General features: G+C 35.8%; 20 protein-coding genes. All 20 read left to right on the top strand.

The annotated features are described in order from the left end of the window. Positions 1 to 34 precede the first annotated feature (34 nt). The 20 genes from IRT38_RS01220 (at position 35) to IRT38_RS01125 (ending at position 12,026) form a co-directional block, all read left to right on the top strand. A complete protein-coding gene (locus tag IRT38_RS01220) occupies positions 35 to 1,021 on the top strand; it encodes a hypothetical protein (RefSeq protein WP_194596598.1) in 987 nt (328 codons plus the stop codon). A gap of 30 nt (positions 1,022 to 1,051) precedes the next feature. Then, a complete protein-coding gene (locus tag IRT38_RS01215) occupies positions 1,052 to 1,312 on the top strand; it encodes a hypothetical protein (protein WP_194596597.1) in 261 nt (86 codons plus the stop codon). Between the two features lie 6 nt (positions 1,313 to 1,318). Then, on the top strand, positions 1,319 to 1,555 hold the full coding sequence (locus tag IRT38_RS01210) for a hypothetical protein (protein ID WP_194596596.1): 237 nt from the start codon (positions 1,319 to 1,321) through the stop codon (positions 1,553 to 1,555). 258 nt (positions 1,556 to 1,813) lie between these two features. Then, the gene (locus IRT38_RS01205) at positions 1,814 to 2,599 is read left to right on the top strand and encodes a putative quorum-sensing-regulated virulence factor (protein WP_194596595.1); all 786 of its coding nucleotides are present in this window, start codon (positions 1,814 to 1,816) and stop codon (positions 2,597 to 2,599) included. Between the two features lie 178 nt (positions 2,600 to 2,777). Further along, positions 2,778 to 3,416 carry a hypothetical protein gene (locus tag IRT38_RS01200; protein WP_194596594.1) on the top strand — a complete coding sequence of 213 codons (639 nt, stop codon included), beginning with the start codon at positions 2,778 to 2,780 and terminating at the stop codon, positions 3,414 to 3,416. A gap of 43 nt (positions 3,417 to 3,459) precedes the next feature. After that, on the top strand, positions 3,460 to 3,699 hold the full coding sequence (locus tag IRT38_RS01195) for a hypothetical protein (protein WP_194596593.1): 240 nt from the start codon (positions 3,460 to 3,462) through the stop codon (positions 3,697 to 3,699). 6 nt (positions 3,700 to 3,705) lie between these two features. After that, on the top strand, positions 3,706 to 4,008 hold the full coding sequence (locus tag IRT38_RS01190; RefSeq protein WP_194596592.1) for a hypothetical protein: 303 nt from the start codon (positions 3,706 to 3,708) through the stop codon (positions 4,006 to 4,008). A gap of 52 nt (positions 4,009 to 4,060) precedes the next feature. Beyond that, on the top strand, positions 4,061 to 4,300 hold the full coding sequence (locus tag IRT38_RS01185; protein WP_194596591.1) for a hypothetical protein: 240 nt from the start codon (positions 4,061 to 4,063) through the stop codon (positions 4,298 to 4,300). Between the two features lie 500 nt (positions 4,301 to 4,800). Continuing rightward, complete coding sequence (locus IRT38_RS01180) at positions 4,801 to 5,421, top strand: hypothetical protein (protein WP_194596590.1); 621 nt, start codon at positions 4,801 to 4,803, stop codon at positions 5,419 to 5,421. Between the two features lie 234 nt (positions 5,422 to 5,655). Then, positions 5,656 to 6,135, top strand: coding sequence for a hypothetical protein (locus IRT38_RS01175; protein ID WP_194596589.1), 480 nt, complete (start codon positions 5,656 to 5,658; stop codon positions 6,133 to 6,135). Between the two features lie 83 nt (positions 6,136 to 6,218). Then, positions 6,219 to 6,770, top strand: coding sequence for a hypothetical protein (locus IRT38_RS01170; protein WP_194596588.1), 552 nt, complete (start codon positions 6,219 to 6,221; stop codon positions 6,768 to 6,770). A gap of 35 nt (positions 6,771 to 6,805) precedes the next feature. Continuing rightward, positions 6,806 to 6,997: a hypothetical protein gene (locus IRT38_RS01165; RefSeq protein WP_194596587.1), complete on the top strand. Its 192-nt coding sequence runs from the start codon at positions 6,806 to 6,808 to the stop codon at positions 6,995 to 6,997. A gap of 27 nt (positions 6,998 to 7,024) precedes the next feature. Beyond that, complete coding sequence (locus IRT38_RS01160) at positions 7,025 to 7,519, top strand: hypothetical protein (protein WP_194596586.1); 495 nt, start codon at positions 7,025 to 7,027, stop codon at positions 7,517 to 7,519. A 444-nt stretch (positions 7,520 to 7,963) separates the two neighbouring features. Next, positions 7,964 to 8,884 carry a hypothetical protein gene (locus IRT38_RS01155; protein ID WP_194596585.1) on the top strand — a complete coding sequence of 307 codons (921 nt, stop codon included), beginning with the start codon at positions 7,964 to 7,966 and terminating at the stop codon, positions 8,882 to 8,884. Between the two features lie 11 nt (positions 8,885 to 8,895). Next, positions 8,896 to 9,447, top strand: a complete 552-nt coding sequence (locus IRT38_RS01150; protein WP_194596584.1) for a TetR/AcrR family transcriptional regulator — start codon at positions 8,896 to 8,898, stop codon at positions 9,445 to 9,447. 43 nt (positions 9,448 to 9,490) lie between these two features. Continuing rightward, on the top strand, positions 9,491 to 9,742 hold the full coding sequence (locus IRT38_RS01145) for a hypothetical protein (RefSeq protein ID WP_194596583.1): 252 nt from the start codon (positions 9,491 to 9,493) through the stop codon (positions 9,740 to 9,742). A gap of 390 nt (positions 9,743 to 10,132) precedes the next feature. After that, positions 10,133 to 10,768 (top strand): hypothetical protein, encoded by a 636-nt coding sequence (locus tag IRT38_RS01140; RefSeq protein ID WP_194596582.1) that lies wholly within the window; start codon positions 10,133 to 10,135, stop codon positions 10,766 to 10,768. A gap of 281 nt (positions 10,769 to 11,049) precedes the next feature. Beyond that, positions 11,050 to 11,244 (top strand): hypothetical protein, encoded by a 195-nt coding sequence (locus IRT38_RS01135; protein ID WP_194596581.1) that lies wholly within the window; start codon positions 11,050 to 11,052, stop codon positions 11,242 to 11,244. Positions 11,245 to 11,254: 10 nt separating this feature from the next. Continuing rightward, a complete protein-coding gene (locus IRT38_RS01130; RefSeq protein WP_194596580.1) occupies positions 11,255 to 11,503 on the top strand; it encodes a hypothetical protein in 249 nt (82 codons plus the stop codon). Between the two features lie 103 nt (positions 11,504 to 11,606). Beyond that, complete coding sequence (locus tag IRT38_RS01125) at positions 11,607 to 12,026, top strand: hypothetical protein (RefSeq protein WP_194596579.1); 420 nt, start codon at positions 11,607 to 11,609, stop codon at positions 12,024 to 12,026. Positions 12,027 to 12,068: the final 42 nt, after the last annotated feature.

Here is a 12,068-nt window from a genome sequence, read left to right as displayed (position 1 = left end):
ATCAACTTTGAACATTAATAATACTGAGGGTGTCATGGATAATATAATTCTTATTGCAGATCACTTTGACACAGATATTTCTTCTGTTGATTTTGCTCAAATGATTAACCCAAAAGAGTGGGAAACTCTTTCAGCTAATCCGGATTTTTCTGTTCTCGATACCCAAATCATTGACTGGTTAAAACAGTACGCTCCAACTACCTATGAAATTGCTTGTGCAACATCTGGTCGCAAAGCCCATGATCAAATCCTTATAAATGCGATCAAAGCAAAGGTTCTATTTGAACAACTTGATTACATTGGGTTACGTTCGTTGCAACGGACAAGATTTAGTAATCTTTTTTCTCCTATCTTTGAAAACACTTTCAAGTACATCTCTAAAGTTTATAAAAAACATGATGTTAATCGCGATTACATCAAGCAGCAAACCATGTCTAATTGCAACAACATTGATCCAGATAAATTGTGCAGCCGTTATGGTTATTCTGATCATACTGAAAATAGAATTATAGAGATTTTAGAAAAACAACCAGACTCACAATATCTTCAACTCTGCAAAAAAATCAGTGATGAAGCAAAGCTCTTGGATGGAATTCGCAGAAGTATCGAAGAAATAAACTTTGAGCCTAAAGATCGTAGTGATTACCAAACCTGTGCTTGTTGTTTCCGTTGGGTCCGTTTACAACCGAGCGATCGCACACGTATCGCATACCATGGTTATACCCTAAGCCGTTATTCTTACACTGATGTTGTGAATAGCTCATGTATGGGTGCAGATTTTGCACCGTTCCAAGTAAGTGCAGACGGTACGATCCATCTACTAAATGTTCTTCGCAATAAGATTGTCAAATCCAATGAAGAACTCAAAACCTTAGATGAAAGCGATTATGACCGCGAGAACCAAAAAGTTATCGCAAATCTAAAAAACCAGATTCGAGGTTGCCAACATCGTTTTGATTATGCTCTTTCCCGTATTGAAGTGACTCATCCAGATCGTTTGGCTGAGGCGAAGGCAATTTGATATTGCCTTCTTAAAACGCAGGGTTCAGAAATGAAAGATAAAGAATTTCAAAAATTACTTGATCAAGCTTCAAAAGCAGCGATTCAGCATCGCGAAATTATGAAGTTGGTTGGAGAAGCTTGTATTGAAAGGTTTGGGTATCATTACAGCGATTTGGATGTAGATTGTTTAATTGATACCATTGATCACGGCTTAGGTCCAATTAAAGTAAGTGATGTGGATGAAGCATTTGAGTGGTCAATAAAGAATAAAGGACTGGAGTTGAGAGATTCCAGATTAGATAAAGAGTAAGTATTTATGAGCGATTTAATGAATCAAAATAAGTTCGATATTGAGAAATTTAAGTTTAAAGTACTTTTTCTTTCCACGATTGTCTTTGGTACTTTTGGTATTACCTCTGCCTTTATAGGTCTTTTGATAAACTTTTTAGGTTTCAAGGAACTTTCAGAATTGTGTTACTGGTTTTTTGTGGGAGGCATTTTGCTATCCATCATTTCACTTTACCTGTTCAATAAAGTAAAAGAAAATAATTAAGAACCTATACCCCCCTATTCCATATATGCCTCTTAATCGCATTTAACGGCGATTAGAGCGCATTTATATGAACTGGCATACCATCCCTGCATAAAATATTATTTTATCTTTACGATGAGCTTATCGACATGATGAGGCGGGGAAATAATTATTTACGCAGGATGGCTGTTAATAATTGTAAATAAAATAAATAAAGTATTATTGTTTTGCGGTATATATAGTATAATGCAATTATAAATTTTTATACGGCTCAGACTAATGAATACAACTACTCCTCAAAAAAATCGTTTAAAAATTATTTTCTATATCTCTACAGGTGCAAAAAATGTCTATTACACCCTTAATAAGGTCGTTCAAGAAGGCGCAATCGTAGTTTCTCATCATTATGTCCAGAACCTCAGTATGGAAGAAAATGAAGCTATCGAAAAAGCTGAGGCTTTCTCCAAACGCTTATCTGATGCCGGATTGGACTGTGTGTTTGATGGAACTGTAGACGGCGAAACCTATGGCAAATTAGGCTCAAATCTAAAAGTTGAAGATCACTTTAAAATGAAAAAAATCCAAGAAGGAATCATGCCTTTTGGTAAACACAAAGATAAAGCCCTGAAAGAATTACCACAGGATTATATGCTCTGGGCGATCTCCAAATTCCAAAGCTCTACCAATCCAGTAGAAAATTCCCTTGCGTTTGCAACGCTATCTACTGCTATTGATCTGGGCTATCTCCAAAATGGCGATGACATCTTAAATTGCCTCACTGATTTCAACCATCAAAACTCTAAATCTGAATATATTGGTGAAAAGGGTCAACGCTTAACAGTCGAATGTCTGATCGTGAATGCTAGTGGTTATTATGATGATTTATATCGTCAAGAAGTTTATAACATCCTGCTTAAACAGGGAGACAATATGATTTCGTATACTGGTACGAAAGAACTTGGTCACAAAGGTGATACTGTTAAGATCAAAGCAACTATTAAAAATACTTATGAAAGTAAGGGGGTCAAATACACTCAGATCACGCGCCCAACCATTCAAACATGAGTTGGTTTCCTTATCGTTAATAAAAAAGATTTACCCCAATCATTTTTATTAATAACCAATATAAGTTTGTATTTATCTGGAATATCAAAAAAATAATTAATACATTTAAATATGCTATATTTGCGGTATATTAGTTATAATTTATCTTAAATTTCTAACATGTTGCTTTGGAGTTCTTATGCTAATTGCCGTGCAAAAAGACCAGATTATTCATGCCGTCTTAGTGGATAATCGCCAAGCTTGTGAGATGATTGCCAGAGCAATTGGACATGAACTTGATGGAAAAAATTTCAATATTTTTGATGAGGTGGTTAGCCCTCAAGATGCAGTATACAAATCTTTCCAAAATTTAAGTCCAAATGAATTTTTTGACGCACGCCATGATGTAACAGTAAGTCGTGATCCAATGTATCTTTTAGAAGATACTGTTACCTACAAGCCATATAACTACATTTTGTTCAATTTGGACAATCAAAAAATTATCGTGCCTGACTACTACGATTATGAAGATGGATTCCATCTTACCGAGATTAGCGAATTAAGTTCAGCCTATGAAGCGTATGAACATGCAGCCGGCATAATTACACACAATCGAATCTTGCAATTTGCATTTGCAAAAAAATTAATCCTCGTCAAACCTACCAATGTGCATCATCAAATCAATGATTCTTTAGTACGCACAACCTATATTTTCCGTGAGAATGTGAAGGGATCACAACAACTTAATATCGATTATTGTTACTGTTGTGGAACATTTGAGTGTAAATGCACTCCAGAACAAATAAAGGAATACGCTTCCTCTGAGCTTCCGTTCTGACGGCACTATAGGCATATCAATTAAACAAAAAGTGGAGCAGCTTATGGGTTCTTTTTTTGAAAGGTTAGAGGAAATAACTCCAATCCAAAATACTGAGTTTAAAATGCAAATACAGCATTTTATTAATCGTGATTTCCTCGGACTTACCCAAGAACAAAGATACTTTTTTATTCTTGGTGGAGCGAACACCCTGCTTGAATACCATTTAATCGAAGAAGATGATTATTATGAGATTCAGGAACTTATGGGCGCAATCGACAATCAAATCACTTTAAATGGTTGAGGCAAGATGACAAGTAAGAACCAAACAAGATTAAGTTGCCCTCACTGTAACGGTCAACTTAAATATGGAGTGGAAGAAATTGTTCTTCATGAGAAAAACATTGAACCCACAACCGGTAAATTAATGAAAAGAACTACCAAACGGCGTGTTCCCAATACCACCAGTAGAAGCTTTATTCTTTGTGATAATGATGACTGTGATTTCATTATGGATAGCAGTGAACCCGAAGATTGCGGAGAGCATTACTCCCTATTTGATAAGATTAATAAGGATGATGAAAATTCTTTTGCAGTTTCGGTTATGAGTTAAGTTAACTGCTCAATGCACTACCCACCCTTTCTGATAGAATTTAGGCATCCTTATGAAAAAAGATAAATTTCAGGTCCAGTACGATAACGATGAAACCAGAGTTTACCGTGATGTAACGATTCTTCGAAATCGGAAGATCAAAACTGGTGATGAGGGATGTTATTACATCAAAGATAAATTATGTACATCTATTCAAGATGCTCAGCTTTACATTGATGAAATGCTTGAAGCATGTGGGATTGAGTTTTTCAAGACTCGGGAAAATCCCCTTATCGTTGATCTGGACGTATAGATAAATGACAGTTGGTGTGAGATTTTTGACATAAGTTTCAAGATTATTCACTCCAACTTTCCGCCACCTATTCATTTTCATAATTTCACATCCCAAATAATCAAAAAAATCTTAATGTATGTGTCTTAAATCCACTAAATGTCTCAACTTATGTGGCGAAACCACTATGAGATTACTTGTCATAATAATTATAAATTATTGTTTTTAAATAATAATATAATCTCATATCTTATGACATTTAACATGGTAATTTAGACCAAGAAAATTATATCTCGAGATTGCCCGTAATCCTTGAAAAATCAAATGTAGTACGCTTTCGCTCCAGAACCGTATTGCTAACGCAGCCGGTTTTAGCCTTCAAGAAAGGCATCAAGCAAATTTCTAACTAACCCCATTCCCGATTGAATGGAATAAGTTTTCACAACAAATAATTAAAAAACATAAGTATTGTATTTATGCGGTATACAATATAATGAAATTATCTACTTTGGAGAGCCACTATGCTAACAAATTCAATTTCAAAAATAATCATTCATCACTCTACTCAATCTCATTTTTTGAAGTTATTAGAAGGTAAATTTCACTTTGGCTTAATTGTTCCTATGCCTGATGAGATAGCAAAACTTTCAATTCTTGAGGATCAACGACTTCTACCCTCTTTTGTTGGACCTATAAACCACAATACCAACGAGGCATTTCTTGCTAATACTTATCAAAAATATGAAATTTCAAGCTCAAGAGAATGGCGAGAAAAAAACTGGGGTTGCCGTTTTGATTGTTTCGATACAACAGTTATTAATAATAAAATCCAATTTAAAACCAATGGATCAGCACCATACAAACTTTTAGAAAAATGGATTAAAACTTATAAAGTTTCATGTGATATTGCCAATCTTCAAGACGATTTCGAATACTGGAGTTTCGCATCTTATAAAGATGGGGAATTAGTCAAATTTGAAGATACCCTTGATGAAATTTTATTAAAAGTATTGATGATGATTGATGAAAAGAAACCTACCGTAAGTTTATTCAAACAAATCTATCGCGACATCTTTGATACTGCCATCCCAAAGGACAAACTCAATACTTATCGAAATGGCGAAATATACGCCCACCTTTAATTCTTTTATGTGTTACATGGCATAGATCATGTACACATAAAAATCCCACGCTAACGCTCCAGTACCGTTCTGCTAACGCAGCCGGTATAAGCCTTCAAAAAGGCATCGCGCAAGTTTTAAATGCATCCCTTTCCCGACTGAACCGTATTGTTAATTTTGGTATTTATTTAAAAGATAAAGTATTGTTATTATGCGGTATATGTTATACTGCTATTATCAACTTTGGAGAAAACTATGAATTTTCAATCTTATGAAAGCATCGCTAATCAAATTCAACACCCAAAATTTTCTAAGGCTGATTTTTTACGCCATAAAATCAATAAAGATTGTCTTATTCAGCGTTTAGTTTCTGCAAAGTTCCATGAAGAAGCTTTCTACGGAAGATTCCCTAATGGCTTTACGACCGACTTATCATGTGTTGTTCCAGATTCCCCTATCAACTTAAAAATTGGCGACCTTGTGGCTTACACGAATGAATACGGTGTAACTTTCCTCAATAAAAAAGTCTTAGGGTTCACATTTTCTGCTGAATCTGGTCGTGTCGTCTATTTAGACAGTGATTGTTATTGGATGGCTGCACCGCTCAGTAGCCTTACCTTACAAGATGGTCTGATTGGAGTTGACGAAGCAGATTTGCTCATCGTTGAAGAAAAATATAAGAACAGTTCCATCCCTTTTGATGTTCAACAAGTACGTGCAAAAAAAGATTCCTAAACTCCAAAGCCCGTATGTTTTTGTACGCCATACAATAACATACGGGCAAAAGCACAAAAATAAAGCAATTTAGGAGTAATTTTATGCAATGGCATAAATCTAATTCTGTATTTCGTGATTTGGTTGAATATGCTGCACTAGAACTTTCAATCGACTCTCAAGTAGGTATTTTATTAGACCGTGAATTAGTTGAAAACGTTGTTTTCTCATTGGTTCAACTCAACAATGGCTCAAAAATAATTTTCATCGATACAGTAGTTTTCGACCAGAGCGGTTGGAAGCACCTACATAACTCTGAAAACGACAACCCACAAATACTACTTTGCCCTGAGAGACTACTAGATCACTCAACCAACCTCAATTCAAACGCAGTTTGTTGGCGGGCTAAGAACCGAGAGCATCAACTCAACAAGGAAACCATCATAAAGCTGTTTAAAGCCTTGCCTTATGGCATCGAACTGACAACTAAAAGTGGGCAAAAATTGAAGATGATTCATGGTTACGACCAATCATGGTCCAAGATTGAATGCCTAAATATCAAAAAAAATGAACGCTTTTGGTATAGCTACCTAGATTTTAATGCTTCGGATTTAGAACAAGTGCTATCAAAGGTAACTACTCAGCAACCACATTAATTCACTCTTTTATATTACAGAATAAGGATTCTAAAATGAGCATTATCGAAATTAAAACTTTTTTAAAAAACAAAATCCAAAATGACGGCGATACAACAGAGAATGCTTTGGAGTGTTTAGAGCAGCTTGTGTCTCAAGGCATGGAATATCCAAACGCAGAAGCTCAGGTACTAGATGTATTCTCAGTATCTCAAGAAGAACTTATGGAAGCTTATGACAACAAGTAAACCTTACTTTTGTAGATGGAAGTTAAAATGTCAGCAACTTTAGAAAATGCCCTTGTTATTCCTTTTTCCTTAAAAGAAAAATTTGAACTGTTCTTAGTGGCGAATGGTGAACAACAGGAATTAGACCTGAATCAAATTCTGCCGTTTACTGGTGAGCGCACCGAAGTCAACTTAATGAACTTCTGGGGCATTGCCGAAAACCCTGTAATTAGCGAAACAGCCACCTTAACTGATCTAAATGATTTAAATGATATTACCCACATGGTTTATCACTTTGAGACCGAAAGTCTTTCATCAGAGACTTTAGGTGCTTTAGCTCTGGCAATTGGTGGGACCATCAAGTATTACCATTTTGATCATCATGGTGATTTTTATCACCACTGTATTTATGAATTTTTTGAAGCGAAAGACGGTCAGAATGCTTATTACAAGATGGAAGATTTCTCTAACGATATTGATGGCATTTGCGATTTTTTTTTCGATAAATGGCATGAAGAACATTTGACTGAAAACTGCCTCTAATCCACCTTAAGCCACTCAACAGGGTGGCTTTTTTACACCATAAAAGGATAAAACCAAACTGCTTTTAGCCACAAGGTTTAATTTTCATTACGCCGGTGCTTACGCACCTCATATCTCCCGCATTTCCATAGCTGATTATGTCCTGCCTGCATATTTCCTATTTGCTTACAGCTACACTCGTTTATTGACTTTAGGGTTAGCTCCCCGCGCTGACGCTTCTTAATCCGTATTGCTGACGCAACCGGCTTTAGCCTTCAAAGAAGTCATCACGCAAATTTTAAATACATCCCTTTCCCGACTGAATCACAATGTTAATTTTGGTAAATTTAAAAGCATATAATATGCTATTTATGCGGTATATGTTGTATAATGTATAAACTGATTCCTAATCAGAAATATAACGTTTTTCACATCAACACTGGACTATATATAGGAATTTTAGCCATGAACCAAAATGATTACTACTATGTCAGTGTTGGTGAAAAAAGCTATTTTTACACGCTTAATTACAGCTATCTGGACACTCAATACAGAAAAGTTGGAGATGAACAGAAAGTTGTTGAAAATAAAGTTCGTAAACATACTTTTTTACGTAACTTGAGTCATGATTTCACCGAAGCTATGACAAAGGCTCAAGAATGGCATAAAGGACTCACCAGTGAGATTCCGCTTGTACTTTTAGACTCACCACATGCGATGTCTGCACGCGAGCAAGGGTTGCTAGAACAGCGTTTGGCTGCAATTAAAGCAGGCTACCTCCCTGTTGGCAAATATGCTAACCAACATGTCAGTAGTGTTGAAAAATCCTATATTCATTGGGTAGTACTAAATATTTACAATCCAGATTTAGCAGATGATTCTCAGAATCTTATGGCTCAGATTTGTTACAACTATGCTGACGAACAAGGTTGGATAGAAGATTGGGTTAAAAATGGACAAGACACCTATTTTGATCCGGAATATGAAGATGTTGCTAACAACATCATAAACGGCGATGTATTTCTTGTTGGTCAATATAGAAATGAGTCCATTCAAGAATTTGGTTTTACCAAAAAGGCAAAAATCAAAGTTTCGGTGTTGAACTATTTACAATGGTTTGCAAAACAAAAGACCTACGTGGATGAAGTCGTTGATCGCTTCTCCCTCCCTTTAGAACTCATGGAAGATGGGAAAGAATATTACGTTCTGCGTAGTGAACACTTTGCAAATGTTAAGTCCGGCAAACCTCAGGACTTCGATTTAACAGTACTTATGGTACGCCATTTCTTAGCGTCAAAAGGGTTCTCTTTCCCCCTCTATCGCTTCAAATGGACGAATCGTATCCTGCCACTAAAACATGCTTTGGCTCTATCTACATGTGAGTAAATGAAACCGCTATGACTACTTTTTTTACGCACAAAGGCAAAGACATCTTGAATACAGCCATTCGATTGTATTATGCCCATGGATTCAATTCAGTAGGAATTGACAGAATCATATTAGAGTCAAAAGTTGCAAAAATGACTTACTACAAGTACTACCCTGCCAAAGTGAACTTGTATGAAGCTTGTTTAAATCATGAGATCAAAGTCATCGAAACCGACTTAATGAGTTCCATTAATGTCTTAAGCGAAGATGATTACGTTGGACGAATCAAAAACCTATTTTCATGGTTTTACACCATCACTCATATTCCTAGTTACAATGGAATGCTCTATCAAAAGGCTAAGGCTGAACTATCTAATGCCTCATGTTTGGAGATAATTGACAATTATTACAATTGGTTAGATCAATTGATTTTTGAACTTCTTAGCAAAGCAAACGTGTCCCAACCAAATAGCAAAACCAGAGTCTCCATTGCATTCATTGATGGAATGGTCCAGACACCGAATAGGCTAAGCTATGTAGATTTGAATGTGTTTTTGAACACATTCATTTTCCACCTATAATCTAGCTCAAACATCTCATAATTGAATGTTTTTAAGGGGTGACATGAAACAGTTTACGATTATTGAATACAGCTACGATTTAAAACGTAGCACAGAGGTTACAGGCACCCTTGATGAACTCAAGGATCGGTATAAAAGCACTTTGGTTGAGGGTAGCAGATACATTGGTAAGGCTAAAATCAGCGTATCTCCTAAAACGATTAAGGGGCTGCTATCAAACTTAAATAAGGCTCAACTTAACAAAGCCAGAATAAAGGGCTTGCCAAGCAAATCTTACTCATTGAAGCAGGAATAGGCTTTAAGATACTACAGGCAAACCACCATTTAATTTTTTGTTTTATCTGAATTATTTTTTCACCCCCTTAGTTTGAAAAAATCAACAGTTACAAGGCTGACGGTATAATTTCGATAAAAGAGTATACCGATATTGTTCTAACAATTTATTCAATCGGAGCAGCCAAGAAAGAACAGAATGTGAAAGATGTAATCAAAAACCTCTAACCCCCTTTGAGAGCCGGATCAACATAATCCGGCTTTCTTTATTAGGCTTAATCTAATTTTTCATAGCCCATCTCCGACTTAAAATAATGTTTAATTAAGTATCTTAATATGATTTAAGTATGTTTATTTTGCGGTATATGTTTTATAATAGAACCAATTAATATTTTATAAGTTGGTGCTTGAAATGCTACTAGCAATAAAGAAAAACGAATCCATCCATGTAGCTCAAATTGCAGATGAAAGCATAGTTAAAAATTTACTCTCCAAGCAGATTAGTCTCTTGTTAGATAACCAACATGCCGATCTCCTTGTTGGCATCATGCAGTTAGAAAGTAAAGAAATTCCTATTTATAGAAACCTTACTGAAAGGGAATTTATAGTACTGCGTCATGAAGAACACACAACCACCGACCCTTTAGGTTTGTTTGATCCAGTAACAGTCTACAAGCCTATTAACTATATTTTATTTGATCAGGATATGGACAAAATTCTGGTACCTGATTATGAAAACATTGATGATGAGTTTTTACTTTATGACACCTTAGAGCTTGATGATCTATATGGTGCTTACAAGTATGCCACCGGCTACACATTCAACAAACCGATAGACATGTCAATCCAAAAAAACTGGATTATGGTATCCCCTCAAGTGACTAACCACTACCTCAACAGTACATTGATTCGGAGTACTATGACTATTCGAGAGAATAAGCCCTTTTCCTCCATTATGGATGTCGAATTTTGCTACTGCTGCGAGACATTCACTTGCAAATGTGATCAGGATGAAATTGAAAAGTATTCAAATGATCTACCGTTCTGAGACACCCTAGAGAGAAAACAATGCAGATCAAAAGTGAAAAGCGTCAGGAAGCTATCGAAAACATCAATGTTTTTTTTGACGATTTAGAAAACCCAACTTGCAATGAACATATAATTGTGAGGGAAAGTCATATCGTAGGCTTTGCACTTGCATGTAAAATGCTAAAAGTATTCAGTGAAGATGAATTTATTGAGGTCCAGAAATTCATTAAAAGCTCACGAAATAACCGGACTAAACCAACTTTTCTTAACAACTGAACTTAAATAATTTAAGGGTGCAGCATGGCTTTCAAAATAAAAGATACCAACACTGGTAAATTTCTCGAATACTTTGAAGTCAGTTCAAGTATGGGGATTGTTTTTGAGTTCACTAAATCCGAAGAATTTGCGCTTGGTTTTATTGATCGTGTCGAAGCTCATGCAATCAAAGAATGCATTTTCAAATTGAATACCAATTTCGAAATGGAAGTTGTATAAAGGATGCTCCATGTCTACAAAGTCATTAGAAAAACATGATTATGCTTGTTGTGGCATAGATGAAACTTACCACATTACAAGCTCTGCTTTTGATACTTTGTGTGGGAAAAAATGGCAATATACGCCCAATCAGGAAGTTCTCAAAAGGAAACAGCAAATACAAAGACTATGTTTTTTAGCACCGGATGAAATTACATGCGAAGAATGTGTGAGAATTGCGAAGCAAAAAGAAGCGTTAGGTGAAAGTTTTTATGAATGAGCCATATCGTTTGTTACTTAAGGGATGATCTCTTATCCCAAGGATAATAACTTTACTGTTCAAACACAGAACTGCCCATTACCTATTTACCAGAGATCACTTCATGAGCAAAATTAAAGTCAAAGTTGTTATCGGTGTAACCAAAAAGGAATTCGAAGCTATTTCATTTTTCCGCTCGGAAGTGACAGATAAGGTCGAGGGTTCAAGTGATGAGGCGTATGTCCAGTCAATTGAGGCATATACCTCTCATTACACTGAGTTTACAGATCGTTTATTTGCATCAAAGTCAAATAGAATCGAAGTCTTTGAACATGAGCTTGTTTCTTTCCGTGAGCTTCGTCATGAGGCAGCAGGCAAGATTGATGGTGGTGCAGATGAAGATTATATCGCTGAGTTTGAACTCCATGATAAGCAGCTCACAAAGTTACGCAAAAAGTTTGAAAAAGCTAAATCAAAGGCAACTGTAGAATGGGCATTGGCGATAGCTAAAGAAAGATTGGCTAAACAAGGTAGCCATGGTTAGTTTATGAATATCTAATGGCTTAGAATCTCAAATCCTCAGAGT

Origin of the sequence: Acinetobacter sp. SK-43, from assembly GCF_015351505.1 — a bacterium.
Classification (GTDB): domain Bacteria; phylum Pseudomonadota; class Gammaproteobacteria; order Pseudomonadales; family Moraxellaceae; genus Acinetobacter; species Acinetobacter junii.
This window is presented reverse-complemented; position numbering and strand designations above follow the sequence as displayed.

Bases quoted from the DNA above. Each gene is read 5' to 3' on its own strand.
- IRT38_RS01145 (WP_194596583.1), top strand. From the start codon at position 9,491: ATGAAACAGTTTACGATTATTGAATACAGCTACGATTTAAAACGTAGC.
- IRT38_RS01155 (WP_194596585.1), top strand. From the start codon at position 7,964: ATGAACCAAAATGATTACTACTATGTCAGTGTTGGTGAAAAAAGCTAT.
- IRT38_RS01175 (WP_194596589.1), top strand. From the start codon at position 5,656: ATGAATTTTCAATCTTATGAAAGCATCGCTAATCAAATTCAACACCCA.
- IRT38_RS01220 (WP_194596598.1), top strand. From the start codon at position 35: ATGGATAATATAATTCTTATTGCAGATCACTTTGACACAGATATTTCT.
- IRT38_RS01130 (WP_194596580.1), top strand. From the start codon at position 11,255: ATGTCTACAAAGTCATTAGAAAAACATGATTATGCTTGTTGTGGCATA.
- IRT38_RS01190 (WP_194596592.1), top strand. From the start codon at position 3,706: ATGACAAGTAAGAACCAAACAAGATTAAGTTGCCCTCACTGTAACGGT.
- IRT38_RS01180 (WP_194596590.1), top strand. From the start codon at position 4,801: ATGCTAACAAATTCAATTTCAAAAATAATCATTCATCACTCTACTCAA.
- IRT38_RS01185 (WP_194596591.1), top strand. From the start codon at position 4,061: ATGAAAAAAGATAAATTTCAGGTCCAGTACGATAACGATGAAACCAGA.
- IRT38_RS01150 (WP_194596584.1), top strand. From the start codon at position 8,896: ATGACTACTTTTTTTACGCACAAAGGCAAAGACATCTTGAATACAGCC.
- IRT38_RS01140 (WP_194596582.1), top strand. From the start codon at position 10,133: ATGCTACTAGCAATAAAGAAAAACGAATCCATCCATGTAGCTCAAATT.
- IRT38_RS01165 (WP_194596587.1), top strand. From the start codon at position 6,806: ATGAGCATTATCGAAATTAAAACTTTTTTAAAAAACAAAATCCAAAAT.
- IRT38_RS01200 (WP_194596594.1), top strand. From the start codon at position 2,778: ATGCTAATTGCCGTGCAAAAAGACCAGATTATTCATGCCGTCTTAGTG.
- IRT38_RS01205 (WP_194596595.1), top strand. From the start codon at position 1,814: ATGAATACAACTACTCCTCAAAAAAATCGTTTAAAAATTATTTTCTAT.
- IRT38_RS01125 (WP_194596579.1), top strand. From the start codon at position 11,607: ATGAGCAAAATTAAAGTCAAAGTTGTTATCGGTGTAACCAAAAAGGAA.
- IRT38_RS01215 (WP_194596597.1), top strand. From the start codon at position 1,052: ATGAAAGATAAAGAATTTCAAAAATTACTTGATCAAGCTTCAAAAGCA.
- IRT38_RS01170 (WP_194596588.1), top strand. From the start codon at position 6,219: ATGCAATGGCATAAATCTAATTCTGTATTTCGTGATTTGGTTGAATAT.
- IRT38_RS01210 (WP_194596596.1), top strand. From the start codon at position 1,319: ATGAGCGATTTAATGAATCAAAATAAGTTCGATATTGAGAAATTTAAG.
- IRT38_RS01160 (WP_194596586.1), top strand. From the start codon at position 7,025: ATGTCAGCAACTTTAGAAAATGCCCTTGTTATTCCTTTTTCCTTAAAA.
- IRT38_RS01195 (WP_194596593.1), top strand. From the start codon at position 3,460: ATGGGTTCTTTTTTTGAAAGGTTAGAGGAAATAACTCCAATCCAAAAT.
- IRT38_RS01135 (WP_194596581.1), top strand. From the start codon at position 11,050: ATGGCTTTCAAAATAAAAGATACCAACACTGGTAAATTTCTCGAATAC.